We start from the raw sequence: 23,043 nt of genomic DNA on the forward strand, positions 1-23,043 counted from the left end.
TTTGAGTAGTCTTAGCGTAATTACACGTATTTGTGATATGATTATATGATGTGATAGCGCTGAAAGGGGAAGAACGATGATCTATTTTGATAATAGTGCGACGACGAAGCCATATCCAGAAGCCCTTCAATCGTACGTAACGGTTGCTGGAAAATATTTTGGAAATCCTTCTTCTATTCATTCGCTAGGAGGAGAGGCAGAGCGTCTATTAACACAATCAAGAACAATTGCAGCGCAGCTCCTTCACGTTAAACCTTCTGAAATTATTTTCACATCAGGTGGAACGGAAGGGAATAACCTTGCGATTAAAGGGATTGCGATGAGGAATCGTTCGCGCGGCAAACATATCATTACAACGAATATTGAACACGCGTCTGTGTTTGAAGCATATAAGCAATTAGAAGAGCTTGGGTTTGATGTAACATATTTACCGGTTAACGAGCATGGTGTTGTATCGGTAGAAGATGTAAAACGAGCGCTTCGTGAAGATACGATTCTTGTGTCAATTATTCATGTGAACAACGAGACTGGAGCAATTCAGCCTGTTGCTGAAATTGGAACGTTATTATCGAATTATCCGAAAATAAGATTCCATGTGGACCATGTACAAGGGATAGGAAAAGTAACACTTGATTTATACGCTTCTCATATTGATCTTTGTTCAATATCTGGGCATAAATTTCATAGCGTAAAGGGAACAGGACTTCTTTACGTACGTGATGGCGTAAGATTAGATCCAATCTTATCAGGTGGTCAACAAGAGCTTAAGTATCGCTCCGGTACAGAGAACTTACCGGGCATTGTAGCGATGGTGAAAGCACTTCGCATGACGATGGAACAAGTGAAAGAAAAGATAGCTCATTTGCAAAGTTTACAAACAGAGCTTGTACGTTTCTTTAAAGAGATGGAAGATGTAACGATTAATACGTCGCTTGCATATGCAGCACCGCACATTTTAAATGTATCATTTGTTGGTTTAAAACCGGAAGTGGTCGTTCATGCTTTAGAAGAACACGGTGTTTATGTATCGACAAAGTCTGCTTGTTCTTCAAAAGCAAATGAAGTGAGCAGAGTGTTAGTGTCAATGGGCGTACCGCATGCCGCAGCTGCAAGCGCTATTCGTATTAGTTTGGCACCAGAAAACACGATGGAAGAAGTAAAACAATTTGAAGGTATTGTAAAAGAGACAATGCCAAAATTATATGAAGTGATGAGGTAAAGAAATATGATGACATATGAATATATTTTAGTGCGTTACGGAGAAATGACGACAAAAGGTAAGAACCGTTCTAAGTTTGTAAGCACATTAAAAGATAACGTGAAGTTCAAACTGAAAAAGTTCCCAAATATTAAAATCGATGCAACACATGACCGCATGTACATCCAATTAAATGGTGAAGACCATGAAGCAATCTCTGAAAGATTGCAAGATGTATTTGGTATTCATAAGTTTAACCTAGCAATGAAAGTACCATCAGAATTAGAAGATATTAAAAAAGGTGCATTAGCAGCTTTCTTACAAGTAAAAGGCGATGTGAAAACATTTAAAATTACTGTACACCGTTCTTATAAGCATTTCCCAATGAGAACGATGGAATTACTACCTGAGATTGGTGGGTACATTCTAGAAAATACAGAAGATATTACAGTAGATGTTCATAATCCAGATGTAAATGTACGCGTAGAAATTCGCAGTGGCTATAGCTACATTATGTGCGACGAGCGCATGGGAGCTGGCGGTTTACCAGTTGGCGTTGGCGGTAAAGTAATGGTACTTCTTTCTGGTGGTATTGATAGCCCGGTAGCAGCGTACTTAACGATGAAGCGCGGCGTATCTGTGGAAGCAGTTCACTTCCATAGTCCACCTTTCACAAGCGAGCGTGCAAAACAAAAAGTAATCGATTTAGCACAAGAGTTAACGAAGTACTGTAAACGTGTAACGCTTCACCTTGTTCCATTTACAGAAGTACAAAAAACGATTAATAAAGAAATTCCATCTAGCTATTCAATGACGGTTATGCGCCGTATGATGATGCGTATTACAGAGCGTATCGCAGAAGAGCGCAACGCACTTGCAATTACGACTGGTGAAAGTCTTGGACAAGTAGCAAGCCAAACGTTAGATAGTATGCATACGATTAACGAAGTAACAAACTACCCAGTTATTCGTCCGCTTATTACGATGGATAAATTAGAAATTATTAAAATCGCTGAAGAAATTGGCACATATGATATTTCAATTCGTCCGTACGAAGATTGCTGTACAGTATTCACACCAGCAAGCCCAGCTACAAAACCGAAGCGTGAAAAAGCAAACCGTTTTGAAGCGAAATATGATTTCACACCGTTAATCGATGAAGCTGTAGCAAACAAAGAAACAATGATCTTACAAACAGTAGAAGTAGTTGCGGAAGAAGAAAAATTCGAAGAACTTTTCTAAAACCATAAATTACCATATCTAAAATATGTATGAAGTCATGTTGTTTATCACACTCTATACTCACAAGGAGGTGATACAACATGGCAAACAACAATAAATTAGCAGTATCTGGTGCTCAAGCAGCATTAGATCAAATGAAATACGAAATCGCTCAAGAGTTTGGTGTTCAACTTGGAGCTGATGCAACATCTCGCGCTAACGGTTCTGTTGGTGGCGAAATTACTAAACGTCTAGTTTCACTAGCTGAGCAACAATTAGGCGGTTTCCAAAAATAATCCCATATATGATGGCTTAGAAAGAGCGGGTTCTCCCGCTCTTTCTTTTTGTCGTTTGCATCGTTATACATTTAATTCGACATAGACGTAAAAAATTTGTCAAAAGAAGAGGGTTCAAAATTGACTGAAAATTCTTTATTATATAAGGGAGGCATAGAAATAAAGGAGGGAATTTTATGAAGAGAGAGGAATTATTGGCGCCACCGTCTTATAACTTAGTTTCTGAAATAGAGAAATATACAGGTGATAAAGAGAAGCTTGCTTTAATTTGGCAAGATGATAAAGGGAATAGACAAGAAGTTACATATTGTGAATTAATGCAAGGTGCGAATAAAATTGGAAACGCTTTTATAAAAAGTGGCTTGCAAAAAGGGGACAAGCTTCTCATTATGATGCCGCGCTTAGTTGAAGCGTACATGACGTATATTGCTGCGATTAAAGCGGGATTTGTCGTAATTCCGAGTTCAGAAATGTTACGCAAAAAAGATATCGAATATCGCATTGGACATGGGGAAGTAAAAGCGATTGTAAGTTATGAACCGTACATTGGACAATTTGATGACATAGAGGCGATGGAATCTCTTCAAAAATTCGTCCTGAGCGAGCGGTCAGTAGATGGCTGGATGAATTTAAAAACAGCATTAGAAACAGAAAGCGACAAGCTAGAAATGGCGAAGACAGATAAAGAAGACATGGTCTTTTTATCTTACACGTCAGGAACGACAGGAAACCCAAAAGGTGTCGTTCATACACATGCGTGGGCATACGCTCATTTACGTACGAGCGCCCCAAATTGGCTCGGAATTGAAGAGAATGATGTTGTATGGGCAACAGCTAGTCCAGGCTGGCAAAAGTGGATTTGGAGCCCGTTTCTAGCAACTCTTGGATCAGGGGCAACGGGATTTGTATATCATGGTAAATTTGAACCGAAAACGTATTTAAATTTATTAGATGATAATAAAGTGAATGTGCTTTGTTGTACGCCAACTGAGTATAGATTAATGGCCAAGGTAGAAAACTTAAATACGTACAACTTAGAAGCGTTACATAGCGCTGTATCAGCAGGTGAGCCGTTAAATAGAGAAGTCATTGAAACGTTCCAAAAGCATTTCGATATTACAGTCAGAGATGGCTATGGACAAACGGAAAACACATTACTAGTAGGGACAATGAAAGGGATGGACATTAGACCAGGATCAATGGGAAAACCTACGCCAGGCAATCATGTTGATATCGTAAATGAAGAAGGAGTTCCTGTACAACTTGGAGAAGTTGGTGACATCGCTGTTCACATTGAAACACCAGCCCTCTTTAAACAGTACTATAAAGACGATGAGCGCACAGCGATGCAATTCCGTGGTGATTATTATATTACCGGTGACAAAGCGAAGAAAGATGAAGATGGCTATTTCTGGTTTGAAGGACGCGGAGATGATATTATTATTAGCTCCGGTTATACAATTGGACCGTTCGAAGTCGAAGATGCACTTGTAAAACATCCATACGTAAGAGAATGTGCGGTTGTTGCAAGTCCAGATGAAATTCGCGGAAGTGTCGTGAAGGCATTTATCGTATTAAGAGAGAATATAGAAAAGAACGAAGAAACGTTGATTCCAGTACTGCAACAACACGTCAAAGAACTTACTGCACCATATAAATACCCTCGCAAAATTGAATTTGTAGATGAACTACCAAAAACAATTTCTGGAAAAATCCGCCGCATTGAGCTGAGAAACCAAGAGATGGAGATTCCTTCAAAATAATTTCGAAAATAGTGAAGGAAATAGTTGAATGAAATGTAAAACGTATGATATTATAAAAACGAACATTAGTTCGATTTTATAAATTTTAAAAAAGAGGTGTCCGTATGATTTTAGGTATTAATCCTTACTTAGTTTTAGATGGTAGTGGGCAAGAAGCTGTTCAGTTTTACAAAGAGGCGTTAGATGCAAAAGTAGAAGTCATGCAAACGTTTGGTGACATGCCTGAAAATCCAGAATACCCGATTCCAGCTGAAGCGAAAGAGCGCGTTTTACACGCTACTTTAAAAGTTGGCAATACGGAACTGATGATTTCTGATACATTCCCAGGTAAAGGGCATGCGATCGGATCTCAAGTGACAATCGCAATTCAAATTAGTAACGCGGAAAAAGCGAAAGAAGTATTTGATAAGTTACAAGAAGGTGGCGAGGTTATTATGCCACTTCAAGAAACATTCTGGAGCCCAGCATACGGACAAGTGAAAGATAAATTTAATATTGAATGGCAAGTTACAACGTCTACTACTGAGCAAAAGTAATTTTTAGAAAAGCACCATGTTTTGAAATGGTGCTTTTTTCTATACAATAAAAAATAAAGGAGATGGGATATATGGGAGAAATTTGGTACGGCGGCACCATTTACACAATGAGAGAAAAAAACGAAAAAGTAGATGCGATTTACGTTGAAAACGGTATGATTGTTGATGTCGGGAGTAAAGAAGAGTTAGAAAACCGATATTCAGAAGTGAAGTTATACGACTTAAGAGGAAAAACGATGATTCCAGGTCTCGTCGATAGTCATATGCATCTTATTGGTCATGGGGAGAGGCTACTTCGTCTAGACCTATCAAGTTGTACATCTTATAGCGAAGTGCTTACTCTTGTTCAAAAGCGAGTAGAAGAAGCGCCAAAAGGGTCTTGGGTTATTGGAGAAGGATGGAATGAAAATAATTTTACAGATACAAAGAACGTTCATGCATGTGATTTAGATGCAATTTCAAAAGAGCATCCCATTTTATTAAAGCGCGTTTGTCGCCATGTGACATGGGTGAATTCATACATATTGCAAGAAGCGAACATAACAGCAGAGACGCAAGAACCAAAAGGCGGAAAAATTGGCCGAGATTCATCAAATAAGTTAACAGGACTTTTATATGAACAAGGGCAAGAATTAATTAAACATGTGCAACCTGAAATTGATGAAGCTTATTTACGAAGAGCTCTGCAAACAGCGATTAAAGACTGTTGGCAATATGGACTTACCGGCGGGCATACGGAAGATTTAAATTATTATGGTGGTTTTAGAAAAACATATAATGCGTTTTCTCATGTCATAAAAGAAATGCCATTTAAAGCGCACTTACTCGTTCACCATGAAGTAGCGAATGAACGAAAAGAATATGAAAATGAGCACTATATTGAATTTGGTGCGATGAAAATTTTTTCGGATGGATCTTTTGGCGGAAGAACAGCTTTATTAAGTGAACCGTATGAAGATGAGAAGGGAACGAATGGCGTTGCAATTTTTTCACGTGAAGAGCTTGCGGAGCTAGTGAAAAAAGCACGAGATTTACATATGCCAGTTGCTATTCATACAATTGGTGATTTATCACTTGAATACGTCATTGATGCACTCGAATTACATCCGCCAGCAAAAGGATTACGTGACCGCATTATTCATTGTCAGCTTGCTCGTGAAGAGTTGATTGAACGAATGAAACATTTGCCGGCTATTATCGATATTCAGCCTGTCTTTGTGTCATCAGATTTCCCGTCAGTGATTGAAAAGTTAGGAAAGCATCGTCTTCGTTATGCGTACGCTTGGAAGACGCTACTAGAAGCGGGATTGCACTGTAACGGTGGCTCTGATGCACCAATTGAACAAGTAAACCCCTTCTTAGGTATATACAGCGCTGTTACACGTAGAAGTTTTATTGATGGTGTATGTTATATGCCAGAAGAAAGACTAACAGTGTATGAGGCTATTTCTTTATTTACAGCAGGAAGTGCCTATGCAATCGGAAAAGAAGCAAAGCGGGGGCAAATTATAACAGGATATGAAGCGGACTTTACAATATTAGACCGTGACATATTTGAAATCGAGGCAGAAGAAATAAAAGAGGTACAAGCAGAAATGACCGTCATTGATGGGGAGATTGTGTATAGAAAAGATGCGTGAAAATATATCGACTTATCGATGGAAAATGAAAAGAATAGCTATCGAATAATAGAGGCTGCGACCCGCGTCAATCCAGGTAAATAAAAAAACCGACAAATTATAATTTGTCGGTTTTTAATATTATAAAAACGTTCTCTGTACTTTTTCCCAGAAAGAATTATTTTTTAATTTAACTGTTTTAATTTGTTTATCACTTAAGCGTACAACAGCTTTTTCCACTTGTTTAATGCTAAGCGCTTCGTTATCCATGCCGATAACAGGATAATCATTACCGTCTGGTCTTAGTTTTAAAGTTAATGTACGTTCGTGATTTAAAATGAACGGTGAACCAAGTGTACGGTATGTGTTGTTATTTAAAGATGCTAGTTCACTTACTTGGAAACACGGGATAAGTGGGTCGACAACTGCGCCGCGTAATGATTTATTGTAAGCGGTACTGCCTGTTGGTGTGGAGATAACTAATCCATCACCTCTAAATGTTTCGAAATATAAATCGTCGACGTGCACATCTACAACAAATGTTTTAATGATGCTAGAGCGTAATGAGAACTCATTTAAACAATGGAAAGATGTACCGTGATCTACATCTACTTGAATTGTTGGATACTTTCGCACTTCAATTTCGTTCTTTGTAATTTCTTGAAGGGCTGTATCAACGTGATCAATGTGGAAATCGCAGTAGAACGAAATTTCATCATTCGTAGAAATCCCTGCGTATAAGCAATCTTCTCTAAAACCGGTTTTACGAACGGCTTGTAAGAAAGTTCCATCATCTCCAACGCTGACGATAGCGTTTGCATTTTTTGGATGATCTAATATGGTAAATCCATTCTCCTCTAAAATACTATAGATTGGTTTCATTTTTTCAACGAGCGTTATTTTGTCATCACCATAAAAGAAAAATAAATTGCGACGATCTGCCATTATGTATCCCTCCACTGCAGTTAAATTTTCTAGTTTTAGTGCTCCATATCATTAGAATGTATTCTCGATGATATGTTCAAATAATATATTTCGATACAAATTGTCAAAATCCCTTTTTATTTTTAGAAAAATTTTTATATTCAATTTTATCAAAGGTTGTTTAATGATGAATAAACTTGTCGATAATGGGTACGGAGTGAAAGGATGATACGTATGGAGTGGCTCGCAAGTGGAATGTTAATTCTTCTCCTATTTATTTTGCTTATACTATTGTCGAAAATATCACTTAAAGTGACATTTTTATATTCTGAAATGGAAAAGCAATGTTTGTTTCAAGTGAAAATATGGATGATTCGATATACATTTGATGTATTGGAAAGAATTGAAAAGCAACAGAAGAAGACCGGACAAAAAATAAAAAAAGCTGAAAAGGACGGTGGGCTAGAAAATAAAATTATGGCCCAACTTGATAGCATGGGGGAACTGATAAAAAGGCTTCAAGAAGTTCATACTATTGTTAAAGATTTTCTTAAACGAGTGAAAATCAATGGGTGGAAATGGCACACGCAAATTGGAACAGGCGACGCAGCTAGTACTGGAATTGTCACAGGATATGCATGGGGGACAAAAGGAATGGCTGCTGGAGTTGTAGGGCAATATATGCATATTGTCGACGTGCCAGAATTTGAAATTACTCCTGTTTTTCAAGGGAAGGGATTTGCATCAAGATGCGAGTTAACAGCATCTTTCCGTATATTCCGTACTGTAAAAATAGCAGTGAAATTACTCATATTTATGAGAAAACAAAAATCTGGTATGACAGAAGAATCTGTTCAAGCATAGGAGGGATATAGAGTGGACCATCCAATTCAAGGTTTAATGACAACTGCAATGCAGCATTTAAAACAAATGACTGATGTAAATACAATTGTAGGCGACCCAATTAAAGCGGCAGATGGAAGTGTAATTCTTACCGTTTCGAAAGTTAGTTTCGGATTTGCTGCTGGTGGAAGTGAATTTGGTAAAGACCATTCAGGGCGTCATCCGTTTGGCGGGGGAAGTGGTGGAGGAGTTTCTATTAATCCTGTCGCTTTTCTTGTAATAAATGGAGAAGGTGTGAAAGTATTACATTTAGATAAACAAACACACGTCATCGATAAAATAATTGAATTAGCGCCACAAGCTGTTGATAAAGTGAAAGAAATGATGGATAAACGCAAAGAAGATGATCCGGAATTTCAAATTTAACGAATAAAGAAGCTAATCAATAGGTTAGCTTCTTTTATTTTTTTGTAAATAAAGCGATTTTATTTGCATTATCGATAGGGACAAACTATCATTTACAGTGTACATATTTTGTTTAAATAAGGGAGGATTTTCAAGTGGCAAACGTAACTTTTAAAGGTAACCCAATGACTTTAGTTGGAACAGAAGTTAAAGTTGGCGATCAAGCGCCAAACTTCCAAGTGTTAGCAAACGACTTATCTCCAGTAAGTTTAGAAACATACAAAGGCGAAGTAAAATTAATTAGTGTTGTACCTTCAATCGACACAGGTGTTTGTGATGCACAAACACGTCGTTTTAACCAAGATGCAGCAGGTATTGAAAACGCGAAAGTATTAACAATTAGCGCTGATTTACCATTCGCTCAAAAACGCTGGTGTGCAGCAAACGGTTTAGAAAATGTTGTAACACTTTCTGACCACCGTGACCTTTCATTCGGTGAAGCTTACGGCTTAGTAATGAAGGAACTTCGTTTACTTGCTCGTGCAGTATTCGTAGTAGATAGCAATGACAAAGTAGTTTACGTAGAATACGTAAGCGAAGGTACAAGCCATCCAAACTATGAAGCAGCATTAGAAGCAGCAAAATCTGCAAAATAATGCAAAGGAAATGACCTCTTATAAAGAGGTCGTTTTTTCTCATATATTGCTCTGTAACGGTATCAATATATGAGAAAAAACGTTATATCATATATAACTTAAAGGGGAGCTCTTTACAGGAGGTCGCTTTTTCTTTTTGGAAAAAATCACTTTGTGGTATGATATAAGTTATGTGTAAAAAGAGAAGGAGGAATGTACGTGAGTCAGACAGTAGAAACATTATTTTCTATTTTTGATTCTTCTGCGGTAGTTTTACGTAAAGAATTAGATGTAACATATTTAGAGGCGCTTGTAGAAACAGGTGATAACTTGTTTGAAGGAGCAATTTTACAAGAGGAATTATCTGAATCAGCAATTGAAAGGCTGAATCGTGAATATAGTACGTTTAATGAAGAAACATATAAAGGAGAAGAAATTCGTAAAGCATTTCAGTTAGCCATCTTAAAAGGAATGAAAGAAGGCGTACAAGCGAATCACGAAATGACGCCTGATGCAGTTGGCATGTTCATGAGTTACTTATTCCATAAATTTATGCAAGGTCAAAACGAAATTACTGTGTTAGATCCTGCAATTGGAACAGGTAACTTAATGACTACAGTGTTTAATAGCGCTAAAGACGGATTAACAATGAGTGGATTCGGTGTAGAAGTGGATGAAGTACTAATTAAACTTGCTTTAGTAAATGCGAATTTACAAAAGCATGCAATCGAGTTCTTCCACCAAGATGGACTAGCACCACTTTATATCGATCCAGTTGATGCAGTTGTTTCGGATTTACCAATCGGTTACTATCCAAATGAAATCGGTGCAAGTGAATATAAATTAAAAGCAGATGAAGGAATGTCGTATGCACATCACTTATTTATTGAACAAAGTGTGAAACATACGAAAGAAGGAGGGTACTTATTCTTCTTAGTACCAAACTTTATTTTCGAAAGTGATCAAGCACCAAAATTACATGCATTTATTAAAGAAACATGTTTTATTCAAGGGTTATTACAGTTACCTGTTTCCATGTTTAAAAACGAGAAAAATGCAAAAAGTATATTTGTTCTCCAAAAGAAAGGGCCTAATGTAATAATGCCGAAACAGGCGCTATTAGTGGAGTTACCTAAATTCTCCAACATGAAGGCGATGGAGGATATTATGGATCAATTAAATACTTGGTTTGCAACTCACAAATAAGGCAAGGTATATGTAACAGGGGTAGCAATTCATGTAGTACAGTTTTATATAATATGTCATATTTTTAAACATATACTAGATTAAACTGAATTTTTTTGAAATCTGTAATATATATTTTTTCTTGGTGTTACAATTTTTTCACTTGAAATATATGTCGGACGATGTTTAAATTAAAATCGTGAGTATAAAACTTACTGATGATGAAACGTTTTCATAATGAGTAAGTTTAATCAGATAAAATCGAGCGGTTTGTGGAAACATCCACACAACTACCAAGAGAAAAAGGGGCGAAAGACTAGATGTCAAAAATCATCGCGATTAACGCAGGAAGCTCTTCCTTAAAATTCCAATTATTTGAAATGCCAAGTGAAACAGTATTAACAAAAGGTTTAGTAGAACGTATCGGTTTAGAAGATAGTATCTTCACTATTACTGTAGATGGCGAAAAACAAAAAGAAATTACAAGCATCCCAGATCACGCAGTAGCAGTTAACATGCTTCTAAAAAAATTAACTGAAAATGGAATCGTTAAGTCTCTAGATGAGATTGGCGGTATCGGTCACCGTGTTGTTCACGGCGGCGAAAAATTTGCTGACTCTGTTTTAATTACTGATGAAGTATTAGCTGATATCGAAGAATTAAGCGATTTAGCACCACTTCATAACCCAGCAAACATTGTTGGTATTAAAGCATTCCAAGAAGTATTACCAAACGTACCAGCAGTAGCAGTATTTGATACAGCATTCCACCAAACAATGCCGGAATCTGCATTCCTATACAGCTTACCATATGAGTACTATGAGAAATTTGGCATCCGTAAATACGGTTTCCACGGAACTTCTCACAAATATGTAACTGAGCGTGCGGCTGAATTATTAGGTCGTCCACTTGAAAGCTTAAGCTTACTTTCTTGTCACTTAGGTAACGGTGCAAGTATCGCAGCAGTAGAAGGCGGTAAATCTATCGATACTTCTATGGGCTTCACTCCACTTGCTGGTGTAACAATGGGTACACGTTCTGGTAACATTGACCCTGCGTTAATTCCATACATCATGGAAAAAACAGGCCAAACTGTAGAAGAAGTTCTTAGCGTATTAAACAAGAAAAGTGGTATGTTAGGTCTTTCTGGATTCTCTAGTGACTTACGTGATATCGAACAAGCAGAAGAAGAAGGAAACCACCGTGCAGAAGTAGCGTTAGAGGTATTCGTAGGACGTATTCATAAATATATCGGTTCTTATGCAGCTCGTATGAAAGGTGTAGACGCAATCATCTTTACAGCTGGTATTGGAGAGAATAGTGCTCTAATTCGTGAGCGTGTATTAGAAGGCCTTGAGTTTATGGGCGTATACTTCGATCCAAAACGTAACGACATTCGTGGCGAAGAAGCATTCATCAGCTTCCCACACTCTCCAGTAAAAATTATCGTAATTCCAACTGACGAAGAAGTTATGATTGCTCGTGACGTACTACGTCTTGGAGATATTGGTTAATATATGAATGAAAAAGACGAGATCCTAAAGGATTTCGTCTTTTTTTTGTATATACTTTAAAATTCGATCTGGATATAGTATTTTTTCCTTTTGAATGAATGCTGTGATGGGAATCCATTTTGCACATGACGCTGTTTGTTCATCTTTTATATGTAGTAGTTCCATTTCATATAGGGATGTGTCTAATAAACGCAAAGAATATAGTTGAATGATTTCATGACCAATTTCCTCACCCGAATAAAAAATATTCTCTAAGCACCCTAAATAATCGGTAACTTCTATTTCTGTATGAAGTTCTTCGGTAAATTCTCGAATAACGGTATCTGCTGATTTCTCACCAATTTCAATTGAACCGCCGAGAGGTCGATAAAAGATTTCGTTGTCCATATTATATTCTTGTACGAGAAGTCGATCATGATGTATAGCAATGCCAAAAGCTTTTGCGCGTGGGTACATATGTAATCGCTCCTTATTTGTTTTATATAAGGATGATTATAGTGTAGCTAAGGAGAAATTAGTAACATATATTCGGATATATTCTTGTGACCTATGCCTGAAATAAAGAACATGCAATGTACAAGCGTATTTGCAAATATGTTACAATAGAAAAAAATCGAACGAGGTGGTTGTTACGATGCGATCGAAGCGAGAACAAGCCATTTTAGACAATATAAAAGAATGGGAAGCGCAATTAGTTGAGCAAGAAGCGACTGATTTTCAAAAAATGTTTGATAAATGGGTACATACTACAATTGCGAAATTACCTGAGAAAAAACGAAAAGATTTCTTTACGAAAGCAGATGGATGGCTCTTTCATTTACATGCACTGATTCAAAGTTCACAATCACAGTTAGATGCGCGTAATCGTATTTTAGGAACATCGAGATTATTTGACGAGTCAATCGAACAACTCGAGGATTTGAAAGCATTATCGATTGATCAATTAACATACATAGCAGAGCAGCAAACAGCACGTCATCGTCTATATTCATTCGTACAAGGCGGAGCAACGGGTGCTGGAGGGTTATTATTATTAACGGCTGATTTTCCAGTTATGATTGCGTTAAATGTGAAGGCCGTACAGCTTATTGCGACATCATTTGGGCATGATGTGAACAAGCCTTATGAAATGATGCTTGCGTTAAAGGTGTTTCATGCGTCATTACTACCAGGAAGACTTCAGCAGTACGCATGGTACAATTTATTGCAAGAACTGGGGCAAGAAGATTCGTTCTTTTATGAAGGAGACGAGGCGGTGTTACAACCAGCTTCTACTGAAGTTGTGTTAAAACAAATTTTGAAAACATTTTCGATTTATGCGCTTCGTCGTAAATTATTCCAAGGTATTCCGGTAATTGGAATGGCAATCGGATCTACAGTGAATTATCGCTTAACGAGAAATGTTACTGAATTTGCGAATCGATTTTATCAAGTGCGCCACATAGTTGAAAAAGAAAAGAGTATATAAAAAAAAGCGAGAGGCCGAAGCCTTTCGCTTTTTAGTTTGTTGCATGTTTTTTGGACATTGGAATTGATACTGGTTGTGGTTGCTTTTCTGCTGTTTTTTCTGTTTTTGGATAATAAATTAAATCCAATGTTTTTGCCTGTACGGCAATCGAAAGAATAGTAAAAGCAATTTCTGTCCAATTTAAATAATATAATGAAAGCGCAAGAACAATCGCGTCAAAGACGAAGAAAATTTGCCCAATTGTAAAACGAGTTCGTTTACTTAATACAATTGTTAAAATATCGTCTCCACCGGTTGCACCGCCAAATCGCAATATAAAACCGAGTCCAATACCAGCTAACGCACCGCCAACTACCGCAGCTACAAATAAATTATTTGATAAATCTACCGTAAATGGAGAATAATTTTCCATAAGAGAATAAAATACTCCGAATGAAATCGAACCTAGGAATGAATAACCAACCATTTTTCTGCCTAAAAATGAAGCGCACAGTAAAATAATAGGAATATCCATGATTACAGTTGAAATAGATGGTGAAATATCATAAAAATTTTGGATGAATAGTGCAATACCTACAAAGCCACCTTCTGTTAAGTGGTTTTGGAAGTGAATGTGATATAGCGCTGCTGCTAAAATAAATGAACCGATTAAAACCATAAAAATTTCTTTAATAATTTGTCGACTTTGGATGTTCCTCATCGTTATTCCTTCTTTCCGTAGTTAGTAGTCCTTTTTGTGTTGTAAACTAACTACGAGCTCACATGTAGCTATCAGTTAGTTTACGAAAAAACTAACTACGCTATATGTCGCTGAAGAAATAACGAATAATCCTCTCGTCCATCAAGTTTCCCTACCTTCGTTTTAGTTTAAGTCTTAAATCGACTAAACAAAACGTGGAGTAGGATTCTTCATTTAGCAATCCTGCTCTTCTTTGTTTTGTTTAGTTAGTAACAATTAAGTCCTAAACAAAACGCTACGTGTAAGAAGAGTCTTTTTTTTGCCAAATTATCCTTCGGGCAATCATAATTTCCCCACTCTCGTATTTTTTTCGCTAGACTAAAGTATCTGAGCTGAAAAATACGCTACGTGTATGATTCGTCAATACGATGCCACATGCTCCTTCGAGCGATCATGATATCAAAATCCCTTCCTTCAAGATTTATATTATTATATCATACTTTCAAAAAATGTATGCGGATGGAAACCGACAATAAACGGAGGGAATCTACAAAAATTGTTATGTTTAAATATTTTTGTAGAAAAGCCTAAGTTATTTCGTAAGATAGGAAAGGTTTTAAAGTTTGTCCAATAAGTAAGGAAAGAATCTGCTAGTAGGTCCATTTGATGTATGTTTGGCAAAAACGGCGCAAGAAATATATTGCAAAGTTTGTTACGACAAAAAAGCATGACCCAAAGTAATTGAGGGCATGCTTTTTTCATTGGTGTGCTTTCCCCTCAGATACGTTTTGGGTAAGACGATACCAAAGCCAAAGGTCGTTAATAATTGAAGCGAGATCAGCAATTTCAGAATTAAGCCTACAGGAAATTTCAAAATTCTCTTCGTTATTTAAACGATGTTGTTTTTGATTAATGTAATGTTCAAGTTCTTTTATACGATCGGGTATTTTTCCGCGAATTTGCTCCCATTTTAATAAAATAGCGTGCTGTGTTTTTTCGGAGATGTCATCCCATTCTTCTTGTATATTCGGCACTGCAATTCCTAGATGCTCGTTGTATATAAAATATTTTTCCATAGATACACCTCCATTTTCCTGCCTCTATTTTACATAAAAAAAGAAAGAAGTTCGACGAAATTGTTTGAAAAAAATTGAAAATGACTCTTGATACATTTTGTAAAAGGTGTTAAAGTGTGAATTATTATAAAAGAAAATGAATATTTATTCTTTAGGGGGATGCAAAAATGGAGAAGAAAAAAGTTGTGTTAGCATATTCTGGAGGTCTTGATACTTCCGTTGCAATTAAATGGTTACAAGAGAAAAATTATGATATTATCGCGCTTTGCTTAGACTTAGGGGAAGGTAAAGACTTAGCATTTGTAAAAGAAAAAGCACTTTCAGTAGGTGCAATTAAATCGTATATGGTGGATGTTCAAGAAGAATTCGCGAATGAATATGCATTGATGGCGATGCAAGCACACACATTATACGAAGGGAAATATCCTCTTGTCTCTGCATTATCTCGTCCGCTTATCGCGAAGAAATTAGTAGAAATCGCAGAGCAAGAAGGCGCAACTGCAGTTGCACACGGATGTACAGGGAAAGGGAATGACCAAGTTCGTTTTGAAGTTTCTATTCAAGCATTAAATCCATATTTAGAAGTGATTGCACCTGTGCGTGAATGGAAATGGTCACGTGAAGAAGAAATTGCATATGCAAAAGAAAATAATGTACCAATTCCAATTAATTTAGATAGCCCATTTTCAATCGATCAAAACTTATGGGGACGCAGCAACGAATGTGGCATTTTAGAAGATCCATGGGCGGCGCCACCAGAAGATGCATATGAGATGACATTGGCATTAGAAGATACACCGAATAAACCAGAGTTTGTAGAAATCGGATTTGAAGCAGGAGTACCGACTACTTTAAACGGCACTGCATATCCACTTTCAGAATTAATTAAAACGTTAAATGCACTTGCTGGAAAACATGGTGTTGGACGTATCGATCACGTAGAAAATCGTCTTGTCGGTATTAAATCTCGTGAAGTGTATGAATGCCCAGCGGCAATGACGTTAATTACAGCGCATAAAGAACTTGAAGATTTAACACTTGTGAAAGAGGTTGCTCATTTTAAACCGATGATTGAGCAGAAAATAACAGAACTTATTTATAACGGTTTATGGTTCTCTCCTTTAAAACAAGCACTCAATGCGTTCTTACAAGAAACACAAAAGAATGTAACAGGCACAGTACGTGTGAAATTATTTAAAGGTCATGCAATTGTAGAAGGACGTAAATCTGAGTACTCTTTATACGATGAAAAATTAGCAACGTATACTGCTCAGGATGAATTTAATCATGATGCAGCAGTTGGATTCATTTCATTATTCGGTTTACCTACGAAAGTATACAGCCAAGTAAATCAAAAGAAGGTGGAAGCGTGAGCAAACTTTGGGGCGGACGTTTTACAGAAGAAGCGGAAGCGTGGGTTGAGGAGTTTGGAGCGTCCATCTCCTTCGATCAACAATTAGTAAATCAAGATATAAATGGGAGTATTGCGCACGTAACGATGCTAGCGAAGCAAGGCATCGTTACGAAAGAAGAAGCAGAGAAAATAAAGATGGGGCTTCAATATTTATTAGAGGAAGCGAAACAAAATAAGCTTTCTTTCTCGGTTGAAGCTGAAGACATTCATTTAAATATTGAAAAGATGTTAATTGAAAAAATCGGTGAAGTAGGAGGAAAACTTCATACGGGCCGAAGCCGTAACGATCAAGTGGCAACAGATATGCATTTGTATTTAAAAGAAAAGGTAGAAGACATTGTAAAAGCGACAAAACAATTGCAAACTGTTCTTGTTCATCAAGCAGAAAATAATATTGAAACCATAATGCCTGGTTATACGCATTTGCAGCGTGCGCAGCCGATTTCATTTGCACATCATATTCTTGCTTACTTTTGGATGTTAGAGCGTGACGTAAATCGTTATGAAGACTCGTTAAAGCGCATTAACATCTCACCATTAGGAGCAGGGGCGTTAGCTGGGACAACATTCCCAATTGACCGCGAATATAGTGCAGAGCTTCTTGGATTTAATGGAATCTATGAAAATAGTTTAGATGCAGTAAGTGATCGTGATTTCATACTGGAGTTTTTAAGTAACTCATCCATACTTATGATGCACTTATCACGCTTTTGCGAAGAACTTATTTTATGGAGTAGTCAAGAGTTTCAATTTATTGAAATGAGTGATCAATACGCAACAGGAAGCAGTATTATGCCGCAAAAGAAAAATCCGGATATGGCGGAACTGATCCGTGGTAAAACGGGCAGAGTATATGGTAACTTATTCAGTTTACTTACAGTAATGAAAGGATTACCACTCGCTTACAATAAAGACTTGCAAGAAGATAAAGAAGGAATGTTTGATACAGTAAAAACAGTAGAAGGGTGCCTTCATATTATGGCCGGCATGCTAGAAACGCTGACTGTAAACAAAGAAAAAATGGGGCAAGCTGTAACGCAAGATTTCTCTAACGCAACAGAAATTGCTGACTATTTAGCAAACAAGGGACTACCATTCCGTCAAGCTCATGAAATTGTTGGAAAGTTAGTTCTACATTGCACACAAAAAGGAATTTATTTATTAGATGTACCACTTGAAACGTATAAAGAAATGAGTTCGTTATTTGAAGAAGATTTATATGAAGTTCTTTCACCATATGCGGCTGTAAAGCGCCGTAATAGTGCTGGCGGAACAGGGTTTGAACAAATCCAAAACGCTTTGGAAAAAGCGAAGGGGTTAGTTGGAGAGTTTGTTGGAAGTTAAATGATGTATGATATAGAAGGTAAGGTGCTTTTTTTAAGTACCTTACCTTTTTGTATTTAGACTTTTAGGTGCGCATCTATCATTTCATAATTTTTTTGCATAATCATAAAGTGATGCTTCTCATGAATTGCTAATAGTTGAATAGATTGAATAAGGTTAGGGTAGTGAGCAATGGGATCTAAAAATACGATATGCCCTGCGATATTTTCCTCTATATTTTGAACTAGTTTTTTTATTTCATCAGTTTCACGTGCAAGTAATTCTTCTAATTCAGTTACATTCATAGAATGATAGACATTTTTTGAAGGGATTAAAATCCAAGGTGCTTTCATTCCTCTACCATGTTTCTCTTTGTATTCGGCATAAATGTCGTATATGTCAGTTTCGAATGGGGTGTTTCTTCGTAGTTTGGCATAAGGGATAAGGGTAAAAGAAAATTTAATCGCTACTTTGAGCATCCTTGCAATTAAATATAAATGATAATAATGCTCTCCAATAGACCATTTTCCATTCTTTGAGCGATACCATAGTTGTTCTTGGGATAGTGAATGGAGATGAGGAAGGAACTCGTTCCTTTGTACATGTAATGTTTGAAAATGCTTTGCGATATTTTCAGATTTCATATTTTGACATCCTCCACATTTTTTCCTAATTATAACATTTTCGTGTGGATGTAAGTAAGCCTAGCGCAATTTGCTCTAGGCTTACAATGTATTGATTATTCATACTTATGTCGATCTTCCGTAATTCGAATATACTCAATATCCATCAAATCTCGTAGTAATGCACCGTTACTCAGTTCAATTCCATGCTTGTCTTTAAAATGTGAGCGGATCGTATCTAACATTTCGATTTCTTTTCCGTGCACATCTAAAATAATACGTTCAGAATCATCCATGTAGCATCCTCCTTTTTTTAACATATATATTTTGTCCGTCTATTATTAAAAAATGTATGTTAACGTAATGTTAGAACATAAGAAAAGGGTAGATATGAGTAGAAAAATATTGGGGATGTAGATTTTTAAAAAAATAGTAAAAAGACTTTGCAACTAATAAAGTAATAAGGTTTACTTCAGCAAAATAAGGTATATTATATTTGTTGAATAGATTTTTTGAAAGACAAGAAAAGTAGGTGAACAAAGTGGGGAAATATCAATTGGATTACAAAGGTCAGGTAGCTGTGGCAAAGTTTCATGAAAAACAGAAGCCTGCCAAATTTGATAAAAAGCAGCAACTTGAAAAATTGCGTGCGGAGTATTTGAAAAAGAAGCAAAAACAAACAGATCAATAATATGTTGTGTTTTTCCTAATTTGCTGTATATGATGCAAACAAACACATGTGTTAGTTCATTAAGAATAACTAAAAAAGCCGATTCCTTGAGATGGAAATCGGCTTTTTTAATAAGTGACATTTCCTTAGCGTTGTAAATCAGCATGTTCCTGACGCTACCCCGTAATGTAAGTTTTAAGGTGTACCAGCACTTTGCTTGATACGCCTATTTCTCATGGTTTTAATCACTAATTGTTGTAATAAAAAAAGGAGTGAATTCCTCACTCCTTTTTCATTATCATTGTCTTTTGGTAAAGCATATGGACTATTTATAAATTAAAGATCACCTTGCTCCTCATCACCACGAACAACAAGGACATCGCATTTCGCATAGCGAATAATATGTTCAGAGACGCTACCAATTAGGAAACGCTCAACGGCATTTAAACCAGTTGCACCACACATAATTAAATCTACTTTATGGTTTGGAGCGATTTCTTTTGAAATTTTAGATTTAGGATTACCAAATTCTAATACAGTTTCAATTTTTTCAAGGCCAGCTTCAAGCGCAGTTTTTTTGTAGTCTTCTAATAAGTCTTCTGCAAATAGATTTGCACGTTCAGCAATTGCGCGGCTATAAGCTTCTACTGCTGAGTACGCTTTTACATCAACGATATGAGCAATTGTTAATGTTGCATTGTTTCGTTTTGCGACTTGGATTGCTTTTTTAAACGCCTTTTCTGCTTCTTTAGAACCATCCACTGCAATCAAAATATTTGTATATGTATTATTCATAGTAAATTCCTCCCAATCATTTTTATTACCGTTTACAACTTTATTATAAAACAAATTTTGGTAATGTGCTTGCCGAAAACGTTACAGAATTTTGAAAACTTTATTTCAATTCATTTTAGTTGTAATTGGAGCTAGAACTTGTTACATATGAAATATAGCAATTTAAAAGGAGGGCATGTTTGTGAGACACGCGCTCATTACAGCCGGTACGAAAGGTTTAGGAAAGCAAGTAACAGAAAAGTTATTGGCTAAAGGCTATTCAGTAACAGTAACGTATCATAGCGATATAGCGGCTATGGAAACAATGAAAGAAACATATAAAAATGTGGAAGAACGTCTACAGTTCGTGCAAGCTGATGTCACGAAAAAGGAAGATTTACATAAAATGGTAGAAGAAGCGATAAGCCGTTTTGGCAAAGTTGACTTTTTAATTAATAATGCTGGTCCATATGTATTTGAACGAAAAAAGTTAGTCGATTATGAAGAAGATGAATGGAATGAAATGATTCAGGGCAATTTAACAGCGGTATTTCATTTATTAAAACTTGTCATTCCGGTTATGAGAAAACAGAACTTTGGCCGTATTATTAATTACGGATTCCAAGGGGCAGATAGTGCGCCGGGATGGATTTATCGCTCAGCTTTTGCGGCAGCGAAAGTAGGACTTGTTTCATTAACGAAAACAGTTGCTTACGAAGAAGCGGAATATGGTATTACTGCGAACATGGTATGTCCTGGTGATATTATTGGTGAAATGAAAGAGGCGACAATTCAAGAAGCGCGTCAGCAGAAAGAACATAAAACACCAATTGGTAGATCTGGAACAGGTGAAGATATCGCAAGAACTATTTCGTTTTTATGTGAGGACGATTCCGATATGATCACCGGTACAATTATTGAAGTAACCGGTGCAGTGGATGTTATTCATAGACATCGATAGAATTAAATAAAGTGAAGTTTCGAATAATTGGACAGTTTATCCTTTATACTGAAAGGTGCGGATAATACTGTCCTTTAATGTAAGATTAAATCTATCGGAAAACTTGTCTTATTTTTTGTCAAATATTGAGATATTATGTTAAAATATAAGAGCGTAGAAAGCGCTTTAAAAAATGATTCAGGGGTCATTTCATAACTCAAGGGGGAACTAATAATGCGTATCGGTATTCCAACAGAAATTAAAAACAATGAAAACCGCGTGGCAATGACGCCAGCGGGAGCTGTACATTTAGTGCAAAATGGTCATGAAGTTTTTGTTCAAAAAGGAGCAGGTATAGGATCAGGCTTTACGGATGAAGAATACGTACAAGCTGGTGCGAAACTTGTTGAAACTGCTGAAGAAGCATGGAATCAAGATATGGTTATGAAGGTAAAAGAGCCAGTTGCAAGTGAATATGGTTACTTCCGCGAAGGTTTAATTTTATTCACATACTTACACTTAGCTCCAGAGCCAGAATTAACGAAAGCATTAATCGATAACAAAGTCGTATCAATTGCATACGAAACAGTACAATTAGATAATCGTTCATTACCATTACTTGCGCCTATGAGTGAAGTTGCAGGTCGTATGGCTGCGCAAATCGGTGCACAATTCCTTGAGAAAAACAAAGGTGGTAAAGGTATTTTACTTGCAGGCGTTCCAGGGGTAAAACGCGGCAAAGTAACAATTATCGGCGGTGGTCAAGCTGGTACAAACGCAGCGAAGATTGCAGTAGGTTTAGGTGCAGATGTAACAATCATCGACTTAAGTGCAGAACGTCTTCGTCAATTAGATGACATTTTCGGTAACCAAGTAAAAACGTTAATGTCTAATCCATACAACATTGCAGAAGCTGTAAAAGAATCTGACCTTGTAATTGGAGCAGTATTAATTCCAGGTGCAAAAGCACCAAAACTTGTAACTGAAGAAATGATTCAATCAATGGAACCAGGTTCTGTCGTTGTAGATATCGCGATTGACCAAGGTGGTATTTTCGAAACAACTGACCGTATTACAACTCATGACAACCCAACTTACGAAAAACATGGCGTTGTTCATTATGCAGTTGCTAATATGCCAGGTGCGGTTCCACGTACATCAACTCTTGCATTAACAAACGTAACAGTACCATATGCAGTACAAATTGCGAACAAAGGCTATAAAGATGCTTGCTTAGGCAACGCTGCATTATTAAAAGGTATTAACACATTAGATGGATATGTAACATTCGAAGCGGTTGCAGAAGCTCACGGCTTACAATACGCTGATGCGAAAGAGCTTCTTGAAAAAGCTCCTGCTTTATCATAATAGAGATATATGCGAGACCTTCCTTTTTATGGGGAGGGTCTTTTTTTATGGGCAATAACATGTAAAAATTGGTATTTATTGATGTTAATCGACCCTTATTATGATAATTTAGAATTATATAATAAAAAAGAGGGGATTCGATGGGGAGAAAAAGCAGAAAAAAAAAGCAAGCTAGAAAAAAGAAATACATAAAGAAAAAACAGGAACAGAACATACCTGTTTCAAAAAAAGTAGTCATTATGATAGAAAAAACTTTTCGGTATATTTGTATGGCTCTGTATGTAATTTTATGTATGTATTCATTTGGCGTGTTTTACAGTTTTGGGATAACTCCCAATATTATTGAGAGTATTTTAGTATTTATACTTGCTGTAATAGAATTAGTTTTATTTGTTATATTCTTTGGTAAAGTATGGCCTAGTCATGAAAGTAAGAGAGATAGGAAAAGAAAAAAGAGAAAAAAATCTTCATACGATTCAAGCTCATCAAGTGGATTTGGCGACTACAGTAGCAATGATTGTAGCAGCTCAAGTGATGGTGGAGGCGATTGCGGAGGTGGTGGAGACTAA

Annotated in this window: 25 protein-coding genes; 18 read left to right on the forward strand and 7 right to left on the reverse strand. The window is 36.7% G+C overall.

Annotated features, from left to right (window positions below):
* The first annotated feature begins 76 nt into the window (after positions 1-76).
* The 6 genes from COE49_RS02820 to COE49_RS02845 all read left to right on the forward strand — a co-directional run bounded on the left by COE49_RS02820 (position 77) and on the right by COE49_RS02845 (position 6,654).
* Complete coding sequence (locus COE49_RS02820) at positions 77-1,219, forward strand: cysteine desulfurase family protein (protein ID WP_098945695.1); 1,143 nt, start codon at positions 77-79, stop codon at positions 1,217-1,219.
* Positions 1,220-1,225: 6 nt separating this feature from the next.
* Positions 1,226-2,440, forward strand: coding sequence for a tRNA uracil 4-sulfurtransferase ThiI (gene thiI / locus COE49_RS02825; protein ID WP_088232210.1), 1,215 nt, complete (start codon positions 1,226-1,228; stop codon positions 2,438-2,440).
* A gap of 80 nt (positions 2,441-2,520) precedes the next feature.
* Positions 2,521-2,715 carry an alpha/beta-type small acid-soluble spore protein gene (locus COE49_RS02830; protein ID WP_088232209.1) on the forward strand — a complete coding sequence of 65 codons (195 nt, stop codon included), beginning with the start codon at positions 2,521-2,523 and terminating at the stop codon, positions 2,713-2,715.
* Between the two features lie 176 nt (positions 2,716-2,891).
* Positions 2,892-4,478: an acyl-CoA synthetase MbcS gene (gene mbcS / locus COE49_RS02835; protein WP_088232208.1), complete on the forward strand. Its 1,587-nt coding sequence runs from the start codon at positions 2,892-2,894 to the stop codon at positions 4,476-4,478.
* 104 nt (positions 4,479-4,582) lie between these two features.
* Positions 4,583-5,014, forward strand: a complete 432-nt coding sequence (locus COE49_RS02840) for a VOC family protein (RefSeq protein ID WP_088232207.1) — start codon at positions 4,583-4,585, stop codon at positions 5,012-5,014.
* A gap of 71 nt (positions 5,015-5,085) precedes the next feature.
* Complete coding sequence (locus COE49_RS02845) at positions 5,086-6,654, forward strand: amidohydrolase (protein WP_098945696.1); 1,569 nt, start codon at positions 5,086-5,088, stop codon at positions 6,652-6,654.
* Between the two features lie 120 nt (positions 6,655-6,774).
* On the opposite strand, the gene COE49_RS02850 is transcribed toward COE49_RS02845, so the two are convergent.
* Positions 6,775-7,578 (reverse strand): NAD kinase, encoded by an 804-nt coding sequence (locus COE49_RS02850; RefSeq protein ID WP_088232205.1) that lies wholly within the window; start codon positions 7,576-7,578, stop codon positions 6,775-6,777.
* A 204-nt stretch (positions 7,579-7,782) separates the two neighbouring features.
* On the opposite strand from COE49_RS02850, the gene COE49_RS02855 reads away from it, so the two are divergent.
* The 5 genes from COE49_RS02855 (at position 7,783) to ackA (ending at position 12,139) form a co-directional block, all read left to right on the forward strand.
* A complete protein-coding gene (locus COE49_RS02855; protein ID WP_088232204.1) occupies positions 7,783-8,421 on the forward strand; it encodes a DUF2953 domain-containing protein in 639 nt (212 codons plus the stop codon).
* 12 nt (positions 8,422-8,433) lie between these two features.
* A complete protein-coding gene (gene ytfJ / locus COE49_RS02860) occupies positions 8,434-8,826 on the forward strand; it encodes a GerW family sporulation protein (RefSeq protein WP_088232203.1) in 393 nt (130 codons plus the stop codon).
* 134 nt (positions 8,827-8,960) lie between these two features.
* Positions 8,961-9,461, forward strand: a complete 501-nt coding sequence (gene tpx / locus COE49_RS02865) for a thiol peroxidase (protein ID WP_000024529.1) — start codon at positions 8,961-8,963, stop codon at positions 9,459-9,461.
* Positions 9,462-9,659: 198 nt separating this feature from the next.
* Positions 9,660-10,646, forward strand: a complete 987-nt coding sequence (locus COE49_RS02870; protein WP_141524792.1) for a class I SAM-dependent methyltransferase — start codon at positions 9,660-9,662, stop codon at positions 10,644-10,646.
* Positions 10,647-10,945: 299 nt separating this feature from the next.
* Positions 10,946-12,139: an acetate kinase gene (ackA, locus tag COE49_RS02875; protein WP_088232201.1), complete on the forward strand. Its 1,194-nt coding sequence runs from the start codon at positions 10,946-10,948 to the stop codon at positions 12,137-12,139.
* A 24-nt stretch (positions 12,140-12,163) separates the two neighbouring features.
* On the opposite strand, the gene COE49_RS02880 is transcribed toward ackA, so the two are convergent.
* Positions 12,164-12,595: an NUDIX hydrolase gene (locus COE49_RS02880; RefSeq protein WP_088232200.1), complete on the reverse strand. Its 432-nt coding sequence runs from the start codon at positions 12,593-12,595 to the stop codon at positions 12,164-12,166.
* A 178-nt stretch (positions 12,596-12,773) separates the two neighbouring features.
* On the opposite strand from COE49_RS02880, the gene COE49_RS02885 reads away from it, so the two are divergent.
* Entirely contained in the window at positions 12,774-13,607 is an 834-nt protein-coding gene (locus tag COE49_RS02885; RefSeq protein WP_088232199.1) for an EcsC family protein, read from the forward strand.
* 31 nt (positions 13,608-13,638) lie between these two features.
* On the opposite strand, the gene COE49_RS02890 is transcribed toward COE49_RS02885, so the two are convergent.
* Positions 13,639-14,307 (reverse strand): YitT family protein, encoded by a 669-nt coding sequence (locus tag COE49_RS02890; RefSeq protein WP_088232198.1) that lies wholly within the window; start codon positions 14,305-14,307, stop codon positions 13,639-13,641.
* A gap of 737 nt (positions 14,308-15,044) precedes the next feature.
* Entirely contained in the window at positions 15,045-15,362 is a 318-nt protein-coding gene (locus tag COE49_RS02900) for a hypothetical protein (RefSeq protein ID WP_000417201.1), read from the reverse strand.
* Positions 15,363-15,529: 167 nt separating this feature from the next.
* On the opposite strand from COE49_RS02900, the gene COE49_RS02905 reads away from it, so the two are divergent.
* Both COE49_RS02905 and argH read left to right on the forward strand, forming a co-directional pair.
* Positions 15,530-16,735 (forward strand): argininosuccinate synthase, encoded by a 1,206-nt coding sequence (locus COE49_RS02905; RefSeq protein WP_088232197.1) that lies wholly within the window; start codon positions 15,530-15,532, stop codon positions 16,733-16,735.
* Positions 16,732-18,120 carry an argininosuccinate lyase gene (gene argH / locus COE49_RS02910; RefSeq protein WP_088232196.1) on the forward strand — a complete coding sequence of 463 codons (1,389 nt, stop codon included), beginning with the start codon at positions 16,732-16,734 and terminating at the stop codon, positions 18,118-18,120. Before COE49_RS02905 ends, argH begins: the two co-directional genes overlap by 4 nt.
* 56 nt (positions 18,121-18,176) lie before the next feature.
* Here argH and COE49_RS02915 read toward each other — a convergent pair whose 3' ends face one another.
* The gene (locus COE49_RS02915) at positions 18,177-18,743 is read right to left on the reverse strand and encodes a DinB family protein (RefSeq protein ID WP_088232195.1); all 567 of its coding nucleotides are present in this window, start codon (positions 18,741-18,743) and stop codon (positions 18,177-18,179) included.
* 95 nt (positions 18,744-18,838) lie between these two features.
* Complete coding sequence (locus COE49_RS02920; RefSeq protein ID WP_140417458.1) at positions 18,839-19,018, reverse strand: ProA domain protein; 180 nt, start codon at positions 19,016-19,018, stop codon at positions 18,839-18,841.
* A gap of 245 nt (positions 19,019-19,263) precedes the next feature.
* On the opposite strand from COE49_RS02920, the gene COE49_RS27490 reads away from it, so the two are divergent.
* Positions 19,264-19,413 (forward strand): hypothetical protein, encoded by a 150-nt coding sequence (locus tag COE49_RS27490; protein WP_088232193.1) that lies wholly within the window; start codon positions 19,264-19,266, stop codon positions 19,411-19,413.
* A 315-nt stretch (positions 19,414-19,728) separates the two neighbouring features.
* Here COE49_RS27490 and COE49_RS02930 read toward each other — a convergent pair whose 3' ends face one another.
* Complete coding sequence (locus COE49_RS02930; protein WP_001066672.1) at positions 19,729-20,187, reverse strand: universal stress protein; 459 nt, start codon at positions 20,185-20,187, stop codon at positions 19,729-19,731.
* Between the two features lie 181 nt (positions 20,188-20,368).
* On the opposite strand from COE49_RS02930, the gene COE49_RS02935 reads away from it, so the two are divergent.
* The 3 genes from COE49_RS02935 (at position 20,369) to COE49_RS02945 (ending at position 23,043) form a co-directional block, all read left to right on the forward strand.
* Positions 20,369-21,127: an SDR family oxidoreductase gene (locus tag COE49_RS02935; RefSeq protein WP_141524791.1), complete on the forward strand. Its 759-nt coding sequence runs from the start codon at positions 20,369-20,371 to the stop codon at positions 21,125-21,127.
* 213 nt (positions 21,128-21,340) lie between these two features.
* Entirely contained in the window at positions 21,341-22,474 is a 1,134-nt protein-coding gene (gene ald, locus COE49_RS02940) for an alanine dehydrogenase (protein ID WP_097905731.1), read from the forward strand.
* 140 nt (positions 22,475-22,614) lie between these two features.
* Positions 22,615-23,043, forward strand: coding sequence for a hypothetical protein (locus COE49_RS02945; protein ID WP_098945697.1), 429 nt, complete (start codon positions 22,615-22,617; stop codon positions 23,041-23,043).

The sequence above is a fragment of the Bacillus sp. AFS029637 genome (assembly GCF_002584985.1).
In the GTDB taxonomy this organism is placed as follows: Bacteria; Bacillota; Bacilli; order Bacillales; family Bacillaceae_G; genus Bacillus_A.

Excerpts from the sequence above, each read along its gene's own strand:
- COE49_RS02900 (WP_000417201.1), bottom strand. The coding sequence starts at position 15,362 with ATGGAAAAATATTTTATATACAACGAGCATCTAGGAATTGCAGTGCCG.
- COE49_RS02915 (WP_088232195.1), bottom strand. The coding sequence starts at position 18,743 with ATGAAATCTGAAAATATCGCAAAGCATTTTCAAACATTACATGTACAA.
- COE49_RS02905 (WP_088232197.1), top strand. The coding sequence starts at position 15,530 with ATGGAGAAGAAAAAAGTTGTGTTAGCATATTCTGGAGGTCTTGATACT.
- ackA (WP_088232201.1), top strand. The coding sequence starts at position 10,946 with ATGTCAAAAATCATCGCGATTAACGCAGGAAGCTCTTCCTTAAAATTC.
- COE49_RS02920 (WP_140417458.1), bottom strand. The coding sequence starts at position 19,018 with ATGGATGATTCTGAACGTATTATTTTAGATGTGCACGGAAAAGAAATC.
- COE49_RS02850 (WP_088232205.1), bottom strand. The coding sequence starts at position 7,578 with ATGGCAGATCGTCGCAATTTATTTTTCTTTTATGGTGATGACAAAATA.
- COE49_RS02880 (WP_088232200.1), bottom strand. The coding sequence starts at position 12,595 with ATGTACCCACGCGCAAAAGCTTTTGGCATTGCTATACATCATGATCGA.
- COE49_RS02885 (WP_088232199.1), top strand. The coding sequence starts at position 12,774 with ATGCGATCGAAGCGAGAACAAGCCATTTTAGACAATATAAAAGAATGG.
- mbcS (WP_088232208.1), top strand. The coding sequence starts at position 2,892 with ATGAAGAGAGAGGAATTATTGGCGCCACCGTCTTATAACTTAGTTTCT.
- COE49_RS02845 (WP_098945696.1), top strand. The coding sequence starts at position 5,086 with ATGGGAGAAATTTGGTACGGCGGCACCATTTACACAATGAGAGAAAAA.
- COE49_RS02945 (WP_098945697.1), top strand. The coding sequence starts at position 22,615 with ATGGGGAGAAAAAGCAGAAAAAAAAAGCAAGCTAGAAAAAAGAAATAC.
- COE49_RS02930 (WP_001066672.1), bottom strand. The coding sequence starts at position 20,187 with ATGAATAATACATATACAAATATTTTGATTGCAGTGGATGGTTCTAAA.
- COE49_RS02830 (WP_088232209.1), top strand. The coding sequence starts at position 2,521 with ATGGCAAACAACAATAAATTAGCAGTATCTGGTGCTCAAGCAGCATTA.
- COE49_RS02840 (WP_088232207.1), top strand. The coding sequence starts at position 4,583 with ATGATTTTAGGTATTAATCCTTACTTAGTTTTAGATGGTAGTGGGCAA.
- COE49_RS02890 (WP_088232198.1), bottom strand. The coding sequence starts at position 14,307 with ATGAGGAACATCCAAAGTCGACAAATTATTAAAGAAATTTTTATGGTT.
- ald (WP_097905731.1), top strand. The coding sequence starts at position 21,341 with ATGCGTATCGGTATTCCAACAGAAATTAAAAACAATGAAAACCGCGTG.
- COE49_RS02855 (WP_088232204.1), top strand. The coding sequence starts at position 7,783 with ATGATACGTATGGAGTGGCTCGCAAGTGGAATGTTAATTCTTCTCCTA.
- thiI (WP_088232210.1), top strand. The coding sequence starts at position 1,226 with ATGATGACATATGAATATATTTTAGTGCGTTACGGAGAAATGACGACA.
- COE49_RS02820 (WP_098945695.1), top strand. The coding sequence starts at position 77 with ATGATCTATTTTGATAATAGTGCGACGACGAAGCCATATCCAGAAGCC.